This window comes from Peptacetobacter hominis (assembly GCF_006861675.1).
In the GTDB taxonomy this organism is placed as follows: Bacteria; Bacillota; Clostridia; order Peptostreptococcales; family Peptostreptococcaceae; genus Peptacetobacter; species Peptacetobacter hominis.
This window is the reverse complement of the sequence record NZ_SGJB01000005.1, coordinates 68,134-83,710: the sequence shown is the minus strand read 5'-3', so window position 1 is coordinate 83,710 and position 15,577 is coordinate 68,134. Positions and strand designations below refer to the sequence as shown.

General features: G+C 32.5%; 15 protein-coding genes and 1 other annotated feature. Of the genes, 10 read left to right on the top strand and 5 right to left on the bottom strand.

The window, feature by feature from the left end:
* Positions 1–10: 10 nt before the first annotated feature.
* Entirely contained in the window at positions 11–607 is a 597-nt protein-coding gene (locus EXD82_RS03880; protein ID WP_142535598.1) for a GNAT family N-acetyltransferase, read from the bottom strand.
* 6 nt (positions 608–613) lie between these two features.
* Positions 614–1,054 carry a GNAT family N-acetyltransferase gene (locus tag EXD82_RS03875; protein WP_142535597.1) on the bottom strand — a complete coding sequence of 147 codons (441 nt, stop codon included), beginning with the start codon at positions 1,052–1,054 and terminating at the stop codon, positions 614–616.
* A gap of 110 nt (positions 1,055–1,164) precedes the next feature.
* Here EXD82_RS03875 and EXD82_RS03870 point away from each other — a divergent pair, with 110 nt between their 5' ends.
* From EXD82_RS03870 to tyrS, 3 genes are all read left to right on the top strand, one after another.
* Positions 1,165–1,692, top strand: a complete 528-nt coding sequence (locus EXD82_RS03870) for a hypothetical protein (protein WP_142535596.1) — start codon at positions 1,165–1,167, stop codon at positions 1,690–1,692.
* Between the two features lie 29 nt (positions 1,693–1,721).
* Positions 1,722–2,753, top strand: coding sequence for a DUF2232 domain-containing protein (locus tag EXD82_RS03865; RefSeq protein ID WP_142535595.1), 1,032 nt, complete (start codon positions 1,722–1,724; stop codon positions 2,751–2,753).
* Between the two features lie 57 nt (positions 2,754–2,810).
* Positions 2,811–3,040: a binding site (T-box leader), on the top strand.
* 51 nt (positions 3,041–3,091) lie between these two features.
* Positions 3,092–4,306 carry a tyrosine--tRNA ligase gene (tyrS, locus tag EXD82_RS03860; RefSeq protein ID WP_142535594.1) on the top strand — a complete coding sequence of 405 codons (1,215 nt, stop codon included), beginning with the start codon at positions 3,092–3,094 and terminating at the stop codon, positions 4,304–4,306.
* 52 nt (positions 4,307–4,358) lie between these two features.
* Here tyrS and EXD82_RS03855 read toward each other — a convergent pair whose 3' ends face one another.
* Entirely contained in the window at positions 4,359–5,015 is a 657-nt protein-coding gene (locus tag EXD82_RS03855; RefSeq protein ID WP_142535593.1) for a TetR/AcrR family transcriptional regulator, read from the bottom strand.
* Positions 5,016–5,358: 343 nt separating this feature from the next.
* Here EXD82_RS03855 and EXD82_RS03850 point away from each other — a divergent pair, with 343 nt between their 5' ends.
* The 4 genes from EXD82_RS03850 to EXD82_RS03835 all read left to right on the top strand — a co-directional run bounded on the left by EXD82_RS03850 (position 5,359) and on the right by EXD82_RS03835 (position 9,195).
* Positions 5,359–6,231, top strand: a complete 873-nt coding sequence (locus EXD82_RS03850) for a DMT family transporter (protein ID WP_142535592.1) — start codon at positions 5,359–5,361, stop codon at positions 6,229–6,231.
* A gap of 198 nt (positions 6,232–6,429) precedes the next feature.
* A complete protein-coding gene (locus tag EXD82_RS03845; protein ID WP_142535591.1) occupies positions 6,430–6,975 on the top strand; it encodes an NADH peroxidase in 546 nt (181 codons plus the stop codon).
* A gap of 136 nt (positions 6,976–7,111) precedes the next feature.
* The gene (locus EXD82_RS03840; protein WP_142535590.1) at positions 7,112–8,377 is read left to right on the top strand and encodes a dihydroorotase; all 1,266 of its coding nucleotides are present in this window, start codon (positions 7,112–7,114) and stop codon (positions 8,375–8,377) included.
* A 29-nt stretch (positions 8,378–8,406) separates the two neighbouring features.
* Positions 8,407–9,195, top strand: a complete 789-nt coding sequence (locus EXD82_RS03835; protein ID WP_142535589.1) for an EcsC family protein — start codon at positions 8,407–8,409, stop codon at positions 9,193–9,195.
* 33 nt (positions 9,196–9,228) lie between these two features.
* Here EXD82_RS03835 and EXD82_RS03830 read toward each other — a convergent pair whose 3' ends face one another.
* The gene (locus EXD82_RS03830; protein ID WP_142535588.1) at positions 9,229–10,392 is read right to left on the bottom strand and encodes an efflux RND transporter periplasmic adaptor subunit; all 1,164 of its coding nucleotides are present in this window, start codon (positions 10,390–10,392) and stop codon (positions 9,229–9,231) included.
* 200 nt (positions 10,393–10,592) lie between these two features.
* Here EXD82_RS03830 and ggt point away from each other — a divergent pair, with 200 nt between their 5' ends.
* Together ggt and EXD82_RS03820 are read left to right on the top strand one after the other, a co-directional pair.
* Positions 10,593–12,203: a gamma-glutamyltransferase gene (gene ggt / locus EXD82_RS03825; RefSeq protein ID WP_142535587.1), complete on the top strand. Its 1,611-nt coding sequence runs from the start codon at positions 10,593–10,595 to the stop codon at positions 12,201–12,203.
* A 60-nt stretch (positions 12,204–12,263) separates the two neighbouring features.
* Positions 12,264–14,030: a 1-deoxy-D-xylulose-5-phosphate synthase gene (locus tag EXD82_RS03820; RefSeq protein WP_142535586.1), complete on the top strand. Its 1,767-nt coding sequence runs from the start codon at positions 12,264–12,266 to the stop codon at positions 14,028–14,030.
* Positions 14,031–14,127: 97 nt separating this feature from the next.
* Here the strand turns inward: EXD82_RS03820 and EXD82_RS03815 are convergent, their stop codons facing one another.
* On the bottom strand, positions 14,128–14,982 hold the full coding sequence (locus EXD82_RS03815) for a sulfurtransferase (protein WP_142535585.1): 855 nt from the start codon (positions 14,980–14,982) through the stop codon (positions 14,128–14,130).
* A gap of 229 nt (positions 14,983–15,211) precedes the next feature.
* On the opposite strand from EXD82_RS03815, the gene EXD82_RS03810 reads away from it, so the two are divergent.
* Complete coding sequence (locus tag EXD82_RS03810; protein WP_142535584.1) at positions 15,212–15,577, top strand: GntR family transcriptional regulator; 366 nt, start codon at positions 15,212–15,214, stop codon at positions 15,575–15,577.

Here is a 15,577-nt window from a genome sequence, read left to right as displayed (position 1 = left end):
GCCATTTCTTTTATATAAGGAATTTTTTACAACATAGATTTTCTACAGCCTTCCAGGCATATTCAGTATCTTTTTTGAAATCACAATCAACCCAGTTTTCAGGTTTTTCACCTAAATAAGGAATAAAACCAAATTTTGAGTATATATTAAGAGCTTTATAACTTGAAACCTGAGATGTTAAATAGATGAATCCTTCAAAACCAAGTTCATTATATAAATCGAGAACTTTTGAAACAAGTGTTTTTGCAAGTCCATATCCCTGATAGTCAGGAGAAACTGCAACCCAGTGTATTCTCTGAAGAGTCTTTCCAAAATGATTCCCATTCCATAAAGATGCTGTTGCAACAGGTATACCATCTGAATTAAGTATAAACAAACACTTTTTATAAACATTATCAGTTCCGTCAAAAAAAGTATCTTTAAAACAATTAACGGCATCATCATAAGATTTAAACTGATTTAAATCTACATGTATTTTGGCCCAGTATTTTTCAAAACCGTCTTTGTATGTAGAAAGAGAAAACCCATCTGGAAGATTGTACTTAGGATACACAGAAGTATCCTCTTTAAACATCAAAACTTTTACGTCCCTAAAATTATTTTCCATATAATATTAAATCTCCATTTCAATATGAGGTATTCCAGCTTCCAGATATTCATCAGAAACTGCATTAAAACCGCATTTTTTATAAAGACCTGCTATGTAGCTCTGTGCAGAAAGAGAAGCGTGTTTTTCACCCAGTTCATCGTTTATAAATTTTACTGAAGCGTTTACCATTTTTTCAGCTAGTCCCTTTCTCCTGAAATCTTTAAGAACTAAGACTCTACCAAGTGCTGTATATTTATAGTGGCTGAATTCCTGTGGAATTATTCTAAGATATGCACATACCCTATTATCAGATTTCATAAAAACATGATATGATACTCTGTCGTCATCATCAAAATCATTTACCTCGAATATATGTTGTTCGCAGGCGAAAACTTCGTATCTTGACTTTGCTATTTCATAAAATTCATCTAAAGTAAGTTCGTCGAATTTCTTTATAGTAAACAAGTTATTTTCCCCCTTTATACTGTATTATAAAATAAATTATATCATATGATGTTGAAAAAAATAAAAAATAATTATACTATTATACTAAAAGACTTCTGGAGGAGAAAGGTATGAATCTTTACGATATAATAACAGATAAAAATTTAAAGGGTGTAAATAAAAGAACAAAAGTTATTGAATATATTGTTTCCAATAATGTAAAAATAGACGAAATTGAAAGCGTGTGTAGTAAAATAAATATTAAACAGACAGCGGTCATTCTGGAGGCGATTGAAGAAATAACAAATAAAAATATTATGGAATTAGATATAGAATATCTGCATTTTGCTGAGAGATACATAATTTCAGAAAATAATTCATGCATAAGAGAATCATCACGTATAATAGGGAATATGGCAAAATATTACCCGGATGAACTTGACAATGCAATAAAATATCTTCTTATAAACACTGAAAATGAAGGCAAGGTGATTAGATGGAGCAGTGCATACGCTCTATCTAATATAATAGTTTTAGATAGATTTTCAACATCTGAAATTGTAGAAAAAATATATGGGATTGCTGAAAAAGAGGAAGACAGCGGTGTAAAAAACAGATACTTAAAAGCATTGAAAAAAATTTCAAAAGATAGAAAATAAGATAATATTAATTATGAAGGGGAAGTAATATGAATAAGACTAGAACACTTACGGAAGCATCACTTCTTACAGCAATTTTTATAGTTGTTACGATGATTTCCATAGGTACTGGAATAGGATACGGAATGTATCTGGATTATATTGTGCCTATATTTTATCTTCTTATATACCTAAGATGTAAAATGAAATACTCTCTTATATCGGCAGTTTCAAGTGTTACAATAATACTTTTTGTACTTGGAAATGTTGGTACAGCAATATGGGCGAGTCAGGGAATTATAATCGGTCTTTCATGCGGATTTTTTATAGATAGAAAAACATCACCTATGAATGATCTTATGATTTGCACCGCAATAGCATCGATAATAATGGTTTTTGTAGATGTATATGCATCGCAACTTATAGGTATAAGCTTTATACAGGAGTTTAAAACATACTCTGCACAGGCTATGGAGATTATGGCAAAGTATGCTACTGTTCCAGCAGGATATGAATCTGTATATAAAGATATGATATTCTATGTATGTATATCTCTTCTTCCAATCGGAACAGTAGTTGTTGTATATGTTGTAGGTCTTCTGGCTGGAAACAGACTTAGAATGCTTTCAAAAGAAGCAAAAGACAAATATATAATGATAAGAAACTTTAGACTGACAGGAAGAATGCTTTATTCTTCAGGAAGAATGTTTTATTCGGTTTTATTATTTACAGTATTATTTGGAATATTTAAAAGGACAGGGCACAAAATTCCGATACTTTATCTGGATGTAATATTGAACTGTATATACTACAATGGAATTTATTTTATGCTTAGAGAAGGAATATCTGGTATACAGGGATTTATGATGATATCAGGAAAAAGTTCCGGAACAATAAGAATGCTTACAATATTTATGCTGATTTTACTTTTAATGGCATATCCGGTGGTTATACCTGTAATTATAATTTATTTTGTATATATAGATATATCATACAAACTAAGAATCAGATTTACAGAAAGACTTCATGAAATAGTAGAGGATAAAAACTCTGAAATTATGAAAACATATATGAAAAAGTAGATATTGACATGGAAAAGGATGTATTATATATTAATTATTAGATATAAAAGTCATATAATAAAAACTTTGAAGGGAATAGTAGGATATATGAAGCTTACAGAGAGCTCTGGGTTGGTGTGACAGAGTAGCAAAGTATTTCTGAATACATCCCGGAGTTTCGTATCTGAAACAAGTAGGATGCGACGTGAGCACACGTTATAGTGCAGAGTTTCAGACTCGATGAGGTCTGTATTGAAAAATACAGATAAAATAAGGTGGTAACACGTGAGATATCTCCCGTCCTTTGTCAAGGGCGGGATTTTTTATTGTATGAAAATATTAAAAACAGGAGGTAAAATATGAGCGTATCAAAAATATCTGTAGATGAGCAGATGAGAATCATAATGAAAGGTGTGGACAGTCTTATAGATGAAAAAGATCTTAAGGCAAAACTTGAAAAAGCACAGAAGGAAGACAAACCACTTGTTGTAAAACTTGGACTTGACCCTAGTGCTCCAGATATACATCTTGGACATACAGTTGTTCTTAGAAAAATGAAACAGCTTCAGGATTTAGGACATCAGGTAGTTATAATAATAGGAGATTTCACAGGAAAAATAGGTGACCCTACAGGAAAATCAAAAACAAGAAAAGCTCTTACAACTGAGCAGGTTCTTGAAAATGCAAAAACTTATCAGGAACAGATATTCAAGGTTCTTGATCCAGAAAAAACTATAGTAAAATACAACAGCGAATGGCTTGGAAAACTTAACTTTGAAGAAGTTATAAAACTTGCTGCTACAATAACAGTTGCAAGAATGCTTGAAAGAGAAGACTTCAAGAAGAGATATGAGGGACAGATGCCTATATCTGTACACGAATTCTTCTACCCACTTATGCAGGCATATGACTCTATAGCAATAGAAGCTGATATAGAGCTTGGAGGAACTGACCAGAGATTCAACCTTTTAATGGGAAGATCTCTTCAGAAGGAATTCGATATGGAATCACAGGTTGTTATAATGATGCCTCTTATAGAAGGTCTTGACGGTGTAAACAAAATGTCAAAATCTCTAGGAAACTATATAGGAGTAGACGAAGAAGCTGGTCTAATGTATCAGAAATCTATGGAGATACCAGATGAGCTTATAATAAAATACTACAACCTTGTAACAGATGTTCACCCTGACGATGTTGCAAAAATAAAAGAAAGACTTGAAAACGGTGAAAACCCTAGAGATATAAAAATGGAGCTTGCAAAAGAAATAGTAAGACTTTACCACGGTGAAGAAAAAGCATTAGAAGCTGAAAACAGATTCAAAAGTGTATTCCAGAAAGGAAATATACCAGATGATATACTTACAGTAGAAGTTTCAGCTGATGCATTTGATATAGCAGGAATAGCAGTTGAGAATAAACTTGTTCCAAGTAAGAGTGAAATAAGAAGACTTGCAAAACAGGGTGGAGTAAAAATAAACGGAGAAAAAACTGAAAATCTTGCTGAAGTAAAAGCTGAAGGTGAAATAGTTGTACAGATAGGTAAGAAGAAGTTTATAAAGATAGTTGTAAAATAATGTAAAAATAAAAAAATATCTCCCTTATACAGGGAGATATTTTTTATACGAATTATACTAGTAAAGAAATTGGACATTGTCTTATTCTATTTAAGAAATCTTCATTATCTGAGAACTTCTTCCGCATTTCTTCATCATTTGCTTTATATATTCTACATAGTATTCTAGACATCTCTATTGAGAAATCAAGAGAAGATTTGAAAGCATCTTTGTTCTTTAGATAGAAAAGAGTAAATTCCTTTCTCATACCTATATCAGCAAGGTATATAAGTCTTCCTTCTCTTTCAGAATCTGACTTAAAAAGAGCTTTGTAGCTGAAAGTAAATTCTTCTGGATCCATTTTCAGGAATATCTCATCAAATAATGAACCGTTAAGGATTATACCTTTTGTGAATTCAGCTGTTTTAGGATCGTTAAGTATCTTATAATTGTATATAAATACAGAAATAAGGAATTTATCGAAAAAATCCGGATACTCATCAGTATTCTCTAAAACAAATTTATCAAGAGCTTTTATATAATCTGAATATATCTTGCTTAGAAGCTCCCGTTTTGTATTGAAATAATATGTGAAGTTACCTAATGTAATATTAGCACTATCGCATATCTCCTGAATAGTGGTCTTAGAATAGCCCTTTTCATAGAACAGTTCTTTGGCACACTCAACAATAGTATTAAGCGTATGCTGACCTTTTGGATATCTGCTCATAATTACCTCCTAAAGAATAGTTCTGATTTTGAGAACAACTCTTATTTTTACGTTTATGTAATTATATCAAAATTAAACGATAATAAGTAGTAAAAAATAATAAGTTGGAAAATTCTGAATAATAATTGTATATGAAAAACATATAAATTTATCGCGATAATACCTTATATAATAATATATCAGAGGTAAAAAAATATTATTAAAAAACAATTTTACAAAATATTTTAAATATAAAAAATATACAACGTAATATATGTAGAGATGAAAAATATATATTATTATGATATACTTTTATATGTGATTAAACAGAAAAAACTATTTTATTTAAGCAAGGAGGGATATATTGAAAAAGTATATCGGAGAAATCGGTCTTTTTCTTGTGGCTATAATATGGGGTGGAGGATTTGTTGCAACACGGGCAGCTCTTGATGGTGGACTTACTACATCTCAGATTATGACACTTAGATTTTTTCTTTCAGCTCTTGTAATGAATATAATTTTCTTTAAACCAATTAAAGAAAATTTTACACCTGGACTTATAAAATCAGGAATAATACTTGGAATATGTCTTTTTGCGGGATTTTTCCTTCAGACTATGGGGCTTAACTATACAACACCATCAAAAAATGCATTTCTTACATCTGTAAATGTTGTAATTGTACCTTTTATAGGAGTTGTTTTATACAAGAGAAAAATAGATAAATTTGGTATTATAAGTAGTTTCATGGCTATAATAGGTATAGCTATATTATCATTAAGTGCAGATTTTTCTGTAAACAAAGGTGATATACTTACACTTCTTTGTGCGTTTGGTTTTGCTTTTCAGATTTTCTTTACAAGCGAATTTGTAAAAAACCAGAATCCAATGGCACTTACTGCAATGCAGTTTACAGTTGCATTTGTTTTATCATTCATAGTTCAGATTTTTATGGGAGAAGTACGTCTTGAATCTACTATCGGCGGTTATATGGGAATTGTTTATCTGGCGCTATTTAGTACAGCATTATGTTTTCTTCTTCAGACTATATGTTCAAAAATGGTCGATGGGACACGTGTTGCCATAATACTTTCGACAGAGGCTGTATTTGGTACAATATTTTCGATAATAATTTTATCAGAGCCTATAACTGCAAGAATGATAATAGGAAGTATAATAATATTTGCATCAGTTATAACAGCAGAAACCAAGCTTTCTTTTCTTAGAAAAAAAGCATAAATTCAAATTTCAGATACATAAAATATTTCTGATATAGAATATCGTATGAGAGTGAATAAAAAATGAAAAAATATTTATAAAAAATTTTTAAAATATGTTTTAAAGATTACTCATAGGGTATATAATAGTCGTAAAGGTTAATAAAGATTAGAAAACAAGGTCTTAAAGGCTAATTAAATTTCAGGAGGTATTTTTACAATGAAAAAATGGGTTTGTACAGTATGTGGATATATACATGAAGGAGAAACTGCTCCAGCAGAGTGTCCAGTATGTAAAGTAGGTGCAGATAAATTCGAAGAAATGGCTGGAGAAAGAGTTTGGGCTGACGAGCACAGAATAGGTGTTGCAAAAGGTGTTGACGAGGAAGTTGTTGAAGGATTAAGAGCAAACTTCACTGGTGAATGTACAGAAGTTGGTATGTATCTTGCAATGTCTAGACAGGCAGATAGAGAAGGATACCCAGAAGTAGCAGAAGCTTACAAAAGAATAGCTTTCGAAGAAGCTGAGCATGCTGCAAAATTTGCTGAATTACTAGGAGAAGTTGTTGAGACTTCAACTAAGAAAAACCTTGAATTAAGAGTTGACGCTGAGTACGGAGCTACTGATGGAAAATTAAAATTAGCTAAGAGAGCTAAAGAACTAGGATTAGATGCTATACATGATACAGTTCATGAAATGTGTAAAGACGAAGCTAGACACGGTAAAGCATTCCTAGGATTATTAAACAGATACTTTGGTAAATAATAAATCTAAATTATAGATATTTAGGGACTGTATACACTATGTATACAGTCCTTTTGCTTATCTTGAAATAAACTTCTCAATAAAGTATTATAAATATAAGAAATATATTGTTATAGAAAGGGAAGAAAGGAAAAATATTATGCTTATAAAAAACGGTAGACTTATAAACCCGGCTACAAATACAGATGAAGTTGTAGATATAGCCATAAAAGAGGGTAAAATAGAAAAAATAGGAAAAATAGATGAAAATGGGTACGAAAAAATAATAGATGCAGAGGGAATGATAGTTGCACCAGGTCTTATAGATGTACATGTTCATTTCAGAGATCCGGGATTTGAATATAAGGAAGATATAATGACAGGTGCTGCATCAGCTGCAAAAGGTGGTTTTACAACTGTTGTATGTATGGCGAATACTAAACCTGTTGTGGACAACGAGGAAGTGCTTAGATATGTCCAGAATAAGGCTGAAAATGCTCCTATAAATGTACTTCAGGCAGCTGCAATAACAAAAGGATTTATGGGAAAAGAGCTTGTAGATATGAAAGCTCTTAAAGAAGCCGGTGCACCTGGATTTACAGATGATGGACTTCCTATAAATGATACAGCACTTGTTATGAAAGCTATGGAAATGGCGAAAGAGCTTGATGTGCCACTTAGTTTCCATGAGGAGGACCCTTCTCTTATAGGAAATCCTGGAGTAAATGCAGGAAAAGTATCTGAAGAAATGGGGCTTCCAGGAGCTTCAAATGCAGCAGAAGATGTTATGGTTGCAAGAGACTGCATGATGGCTATAAAAACAGGCGCAAAAGTAGATATACAACATATAAGTTCAGGTGTATCTGTAGATATGGTGAGATTTGCAAAATCACATGGAGCAAGGGTTTATGCAGAAGCATCTCCTCACCATTTTACACTAACAGAAGAAGCAGTCAGAGAACACGGTACATTTGCAAAGATGAATCCACCTCTTAGAACTGAATGGGATAGAGAAAAAATAATAGAAGGTCTAAAAGATGATACAATAGAGATAATAGCTACAGATCATGCACCTCATACAAATGAAGAAAAGAATGTGGAATTCAGAAATGCTCCAAGTGGAATAATAGGGCTTGAAACATCTCTTGCACTTGGAATAACATCTCTTGTAAAACCAGGACACCTTTCATATATGAAACTTATGGAGAAAATGTCTGTAAAACCGGCGGAACTTTATAATCTTAAAACTGCATCCATAGAACCTGATATGCCTGCAGATATAGTTATTTTCAATCCGGATGAAAAATGGACAGCAGGAGATTATGCTTCAAAAGCTGAAAATACTCCTTTTACAGGAATGGAACTTACAGGTAAGGTAAAATACACAATATGTGCGGGAAATATAGCATATATGGATAAATAAAGAGTACTGGATATTTGGGAGGTATGGATATGTTTTTCAGAAAAGATATTGATCCTGTCAAAAGAGAACTTACAATACTGGAATCAAAAGAAAGAAAGTTGGTTCAGAAAAGAACAAATGTAAAAGAATCATACATTAATCGTCTACTGGAGGATAAAGTACCTGAAAAACTTCGGAACACACTTGAGCGTGCTTTTGAAAAAGCATTTGAACTTGTTTTCACAAAGGGAAATATTATAATAGAAAAGACATATAACAAAGATGATTATATGTATGAATATGAAAATAATGAGTACATACACTCTGAACAGAACAACAGAAAAAGTCTAAAGCAGTTTTCCAGAAAATCAGGAGAATCAAAAAAGAAAAATATGATTATATCGGGAATAGAAGGAGCTGGTATGGGAGCTCTTGGAATAGGAATACCAGATATACCTGTATTTACAGGAGTGCTTTTAAAAAGTATATATGAAATAGCGATGAGTTATGGATACGAATATGAAAGTAAGTATGAAAGATTTTTTATCCTGAAACTAATAGAGACTGCTATGGACGAGGGAGAATCATTTATTTCCAATAATAATGGTATAAATATATTTATGGAGTCTGATGTTTATGTATCAGATGATGATATAAGCTCTCAGATTAAGCGTACAGCTATGTCTGTATCAAAGGGAATGCTTTATATGAAATTTATACAGGGGATACCTGTAGTTGGTATAGCCGGTGGAATTACAAACACTGTATATTTGAAGAAAATTTCAGAGTATGCTGATATGAAGTACAAAAGAAGATTCTTAATTAATAAAAGCAGATAAAAAAAGTGTACCCTTTAGGGTACACTTTTTTTATTATTTATCTTCTTCTATATTTCCGTCAACGTCCGGTATTTTAAGATCTTCAGAATCTACTTTTGTAGATTTATCTTTAAGAGCTTCTTTAGGGATTGTATCCCCTTCTTTCATAGTCTTGTCCGGAGCTTTAAGTATCTGGTCTCCAGGTTCAAGGTTTGCGGAAATTGTAACTGTATTTTTAGCTTCTTTAACAATTGTTACAGTCTGTTTTTTAAGTATTCCGTCAAGATTTTTCATTACATATGCTTCGCTGCCGTTTTTTATTACAGCAGTTGAAGGTACAGTATATTCATTTGAAACTATTTCTAAATCTGCAGCTACATGATAGCCGTTTACAAGATTTTCCTGTTTTTCAAATGTTACATAAACATCATAGTATGAAAGATTTTCTTTCATATCTTTTGTTTTGTCTGATGTAGGTCTGTCAGATACAAAGCTTACTCTACCAGTCATTTTTTCAGAAGTAGGACCAACTTTAAGACTTACAGTCTGGTCTATCTGAATTTTAGAAAGATCATTTTCACTTACATATCCCTTCATATAGAACTCATTGCTTACAAGAGATATAAATGATTTTGACATATCTTCTGAATTCTGGTCATTTATATAAACTTTTCCAGCAAAAGGAGCTGTATTCTTAACATAGGCTCTGCTGTTCAGAGAAGATATCTGAGATTCAACAGAAGATATCTGAGAGTTTATAGATGCTATTACAGAAGCATCAGAGTTGTTCTTGCTTGCAGTGACCTTCTGAGAATTAAGGCTTGAAAGCTGAGATTTAAGACTGTTTATCTGATCTACAACTGAATTGTCCTTAGTTGTAAAAAGTAAATCTCCGGCATTTACTTCCTGGCCGTTTTCTACACTTACATCACTAAGTGAATTATCTTCAGGATATGCATACTGCTTACTTTCTTTTGGAGTAACCATACCACTTATATCTACCTTCTGATATTCAGGTACCTTATAAAGTTCGTATTTCTTCCGAACTTCCTCCGCCTCTTTGTTTCTTCTAATATAATCAGTACCAAACATAAAACCAAGTACGATTACCACTACAAGAAATGCAAAACAACCTTTTTTGTGTTCAGCACAAAATGCAGCAAATCGTTTAAATGGATTTTTTGAGGTAGAAAAATCCTTTTTATCTAAATCCGCCATATTATCCTCCTTTCAAAAAATATCAATAAATATATAGCCACAATCTTATTATAATGAAAAAGGATGGTATAAGTCAAAGGAATTTAATTAAATATTATCAAATAATTATAATATTGATTAAGTTTTAAGTATGCGTATAAAAGGATATTATAAATAAGTTATAGAATACTAAAATAAATATGTGTAAAGAGGTGAAAGTGATGAATTTTAATGTACTTGAAAATAGATATCCTTCAATCAGGAATGTTATGTATGCTCCAAGAGGTGCTGTGGCAACATCAAATCCGCTCGCAGCTCAGGCAGGGCTTGATATGATAAAAAAAGGAGGAAATGCAGTAGATGCAGCGGTTGCTACTGCTGCTGCACTTTCAGTTGTAGAGCCTACTAGTAATGGCATAGGTGGAGATGCATATTCACAGGTATGGATAGAAAGTGAAAAGAAACTTTATGCTCTTAATTCAAGTGGATTTGCTCCTGAGCTTATGAAGTCCGAAAACTATAAAGATATGGATAAAATGCCTCTTTATGGTTTTGATGCAGTAACAGTTCCAGGAATTCCGGCATCGTGGGGGGAATTGAATAGAAAATTTGGAAAGCTGAGTCTTGAAGAATGTCTGAAACCTGCAATTGACTATGCTGAAAACGGATATATAATATATCCGAATGTAGCCAAGCTTTGGAGAGAATCATTTGACATATATAGTAAAGAATTTAAGACTGAAGAATTTGAAGAATGGTTCAGAGTATTTGCTCCAGATGGAAAATGTCCAGAGGCTGGAGATATGTTTAAATGTAAAGAACAGGCTGAAACTCTTAGAGAACTTGCAAAAACAAACTGTGAAAGTTTTTATAGAGGAGACTTGGCTGATAAGATAGATTCTTTCAGTAGAAGATACAACGGAGCGATAAGAAAGTCAGATCTTGAAAAATTCAGACCTGAATGGGTTGAACCTATAAAAACAGATTATAGAGGCTATACTATATCAGAACTTCCTCCAAATGGACATGGGATAACAGTTCTTATGGCTCTTAATATAATGGAGGGTTTTGAAACCGGAAATGAAAGAGATACTGATATAAATATACATAGAATGATAGAGTCAATGAAACTGGCTTTTTCTGATTCTAAAAAATATGTAACAGATAAGAATGAAATGACTGTGTCAGTAGAGGCAATGCTCAATAAAAATTATGCATCAGAGAGAAGAAAACTTATATCTGAAAATGCGATATATCCTAAATCTGGAGAACCTTTCTGCGGTGGAACAGTGTATCTATGTACAGCAGACAAAGACGGAAATATGGTATCACACATACAGAGCAACTATATGAATTTTGGATCAGGACTTGTAGTTCCGGAAACTGGAATAGCTCTTCACAACAGGGCAAATAATTTCAGCACAGATCCTGAACACGACAATTTTGTAAAGCCGTTTAAAAAGCCATATCACACAATAATACCGGGATTTATACTTAAAGATGGTGAGGCTATCGGGCCTTTTGGAGTAATGGGTGCATTTATGCAGCCACAGGGACAGTTCCAGGTAATTACAAATTTAATCGACTACAATATGAATCCACAGGAAGCTTTGGATGCTCCTAGATGGCAATGGATAGATGGTATGAGAATCGAGGTTGAAAGCGATATGCCTCAGAATGTTATAGATGGACTTATAAAAAGAAATCATGATGTAAAAGTTGTAGAAAATAAAATTACAATGGGAAGAGGACAAATTATAATGAAGAATAAAAATGGCGGGTATATTTGTGCTACAGAAAAAAGATGTGATGGACATGTAGCAGTATGGTAAAATAAATTTATTGAGAAAATTAAACAATAAAATTATTTGACTATATAAGGAGGAAATCAGATGAATCAAAATTATAAAATTCTGGATAAAGTAGATTATCCATCGGATTTAAAGAAACTTTCTATTGAAGATATGAATATACTTTCGGAAGAAATAAGAGATGTACTTATAGATAAATTAAGTAAAACAGGTGGACATGTAGGGCCAAACCTTGGGATAGTTGAAGCTACAATAGCGATGCATTATGTTTTTAATTCACCAAAAGACAAGATAGTATTTGATGTATCTCATCAGTGCTATACTCATAAGATACTTACAGGAAGAAAATATGGATTTACAGACCCAGAAAAATACAATAGCATAAGTGGATTTACTTCAAAATATGAGAGCAATCACGATATATTTTCAGTTGGACATACTTCAACATCTGTAAGTCTTGCCTGTGGACTTGTAAAAGCAAGGGATTTAAAGGGCGAAAAACACAATGTAATTGCTGTTATTGGAGATGGTTCACTTAGTGGAGGAGAAGCGCTTGAGGGTCTTAACAATGCAGCTGAGCTAAATAGTAATCTTATAATAATATTCAATGATAACGATATGAGTATAGCTGAAAACCAGGGTGGAATATATAAAAATCTGAAGATGCTTAGAGAAACCGATGGGAAATCAGAGTGCAATATATTTAAATCATTCGGACTTGATTATACATTTGTAAAAGATGGAAATGATATAGAAAGCATGATAAATGTTTTAGAAAAAGTGAAGGATACTGATAGACCTGTTGTTGTACATATATGTACACAGAAAGGAAAAGGTCTTGAATTTGCAGAAGTTGAAAAGGAAAAATGGCATTTTAATTCTCCGTTTGATAGAAAAACAGGAAAACCTCTGAATATTTCAAATGAGGAAAATTATGCGTCTATAACAGAGAAATATATACTTGAAAAAATGAAAAATGATAGTTCAGTAATAGCAATAACTCCGGCAACACCTATGACAAGCGGGTTTACAAAGAAAGTAAGAAGTTTTGAAAATCAGTTCACTGACACGGGTATAGCAGAGGAGCATGCAGTCGCATACGCGTCAGGACTTGCATCTGCAGGAGCAAAACCGGTTCTTGGAATACATAGTTCATTTATACAAAGAGCATATGATCAGATATCACAGGATCTTGCACTCAATAGAAATCCGGCTGTAATACTGGTATTTGGTGGAGGAATAAGTGGTGCTGACAAGACACATCTTGGAATATTTGATATTGCACTTTTAGGAAGTATACCGGAGATTGTCCATATGGCACCGGCAACTGTAGAGGAATATATTTCAATGTGTGATTGGGCGATAGAACAGGATAAATATCCGGTTGTTATAAGAGTTCCTTCAAAAGTTATACATATGGAAGATTCAGAATTTGTATTTACTGGGATAAATAAATCAAAAGTTATCAAAGAAGGAAATAAAGTATGCATAGTTGCAGTTGGCAGTACTATCGAACTTGGAGAAAAAATAAGTGAAGAACTCGATAGAAGATACAATATGTCGACAACTATTGTAAATCCAGTATATATAAATGGAATAGATAACGAGTTAATGAATTGTATAAAAGAAAATCATGAACTTGTGGTGACACTTGAAGAAGGTGTACTTGAGGGAGGATATGGAGAAAAAGTAGCTGCATATTTTTCAAAAGATAATATAAAAGTACTTAACTTTGGAGCGAAGAGAAGATTTACAGATAGAGTTCCTGCAGAAAAACTATATCAGGAATATCATATGACTCCAGAACTTACAGCAAATGATATAGCTGAAATATTAAATCTTAAATAAAAAATAAGCGATTCCGAGAAGGAGTCGCTTATTTTTTATTATAATTATATATTCACAACAAATATTGTACTAAGTATTACAAAATTTATTACGAAACTTATTCTTCACCAGTCATTATTTCATTTTCATCATAGCTTATCCAGTCAGAGAAACTTCCAGGATATATTTTATGAGGAACACCAAGCTGTTTAAGTGCAAGTCCATTTACACATGCAGCTATACCTGAACCACATGAAAGTATAATCTCTTTATCTGTATCTATAAGGTCTTTAAAATGATCTTTTAAAAATTCAATATCTTTGTATGAACCATTACTGAAATCACTGTTAAGTATATCATTGAAAAAATAATTTTTTGCACTTGGTATATGCCCAGCTTTTTTATATGCAGGCTCTACAATACCCTGATATCTTTCATTTGATCTTGAGTCTATTATTATAGTATCTGGGCTGTAAAGTCTTTTCTTTACATATTCCATATCTACCATCATATCTTCATCTAAATCAAGAACAATTTTCTTATCAGTATAGTCTTCGGCAGGAATTTCTGTTACAAGTGTTCCACCGGCTTTTATAAAAGCAGGTAATCCGCCATCGAGAACATCTACATTTTTGATTCCCATATACATAAGCTGATACATAAGTTTTGATGCGCCATTTAAATCGCCCTCATCGTATGTAACGATATACGAATCGTTGTCTATTCCCATTTTTTCAAGTTTTTTAGAAAGTATCTCAGGATCGGCAAGAGGGTTGAATCCACCATGTTCTGTTATAGGAGCAGATAAATCCTTATCAACATCTATTAGATGAGCTCCTATTATATGACCTCTTCTGTATGCAAGAGCACCATATCCCCTGTCCATAAGATTGAATCTACAGTCAAGAAGTACAACAGGTTCTCCAGACTGTATTTTTGAAATAAGATTTTCAGCTGAAATAAGATTTTTCAATAAAATCGCCTCCCAGAAAGTTTTTATTATAATTTAATATTATTACAAAATTAACGATGTGTAAATTGAAGAGAGTATATAAATTAAATTTTTTGAAAATTTATATATTTTTCGGTGGATTCTATTGACAGTATGGAGAGTGTATGATATATAATAGTTAAGAGGTTAATTACTCAACTAACTAACTACTAAACTAGAAAACCTCTATCAACAGAAAGGAGGTAGAAGTATGAAATTCACTTTGAATGGAGATGAACCGATATTTCTTCAGATAGCAAAAGCAATAGAAGATGAAATAATATGTAACCGAATTTCAGAAGGTGAGCAGGTACCGTCAACTACAGAAATATCCAAACGGTACAGTATAAATCCAGCAACGGTACTAAAGGGAATGAATCTTCTTGTAGATAGAAATATATTGTATAAAAGGAGAGGACTTGGAATGTTTGTACAGGAGGGAGCTGTAGAGATTATAAGAAAAGATAGAAAAGAACAGTTTATCAATGAAAAAATAGGAAATCTTCTGGATGAAGCGGAAAAAATAGGTATAACCAGAGATGAACTTATAGAGCTTATACAGAAATATAAGGGGTGA

What these genes read in the sequence shown, in the direction of transcription:
- EXD82_RS03880 (WP_142535598.1), bottom strand. Translation starts at nt 607, where the DNA reads ATGGAAAATAATTTTAGGGACGTAAAAGTTTTGATGTTTAAAGAGGAT.
- EXD82_RS03870 (WP_142535596.1), top strand. Translation starts at nt 1,165, where the DNA reads ATGAATCTTTACGATATAATAACAGATAAAAATTTAAAGGGTGTAAAT.
- EXD82_RS03865 (WP_142535595.1), top strand. Translation starts at nt 1,722, where the DNA reads ATGAATAAGACTAGAACACTTACGGAAGCATCACTTCTTACAGCAATT.
- tyrS (WP_142535594.1), top strand. Translation starts at nt 3,092, where the DNA reads ATGAGCGTATCAAAAATATCTGTAGATGAGCAGATGAGAATCATAATG.
- EXD82_RS03855 (WP_142535593.1), bottom strand. Translation starts at nt 5,015, where the DNA reads ATGAGCAGATATCCAAAAGGTCAGCATACGCTTAATACTATTGTTGAG.
- EXD82_RS03845 (WP_142535591.1), top strand. Translation starts at nt 6,430, where the DNA reads ATGAAAAAATGGGTTTGTACAGTATGTGGATATATACATGAAGGAGAA.
- EXD82_RS03835 (WP_142535589.1), top strand. Translation starts at nt 8,407, where the DNA reads ATGTTTTTCAGAAAAGATATTGATCCTGTCAAAAGAGAACTTACAATA.
- EXD82_RS03830 (WP_142535588.1), bottom strand. Translation starts at nt 10,392, where the DNA reads ATGGCGGATTTAGATAAAAAGGATTTTTCTACCTCAAAAAATCCATTT.
- ggt (WP_142535587.1), top strand. Translation starts at nt 10,593, where the DNA reads ATGAATTTTAATGTACTTGAAAATAGATATCCTTCAATCAGGAATGTT.
- EXD82_RS03820 (WP_142535586.1), top strand. Translation starts at nt 12,264, where the DNA reads ATGAATCAAAATTATAAAATTCTGGATAAAGTAGATTATCCATCGGAT.
- EXD82_RS03810 (WP_142535584.1), top strand. Translation starts at nt 15,212, where the DNA reads ATGAAATTCACTTTGAATGGAGATGAACCGATATTTCTTCAGATAGCA.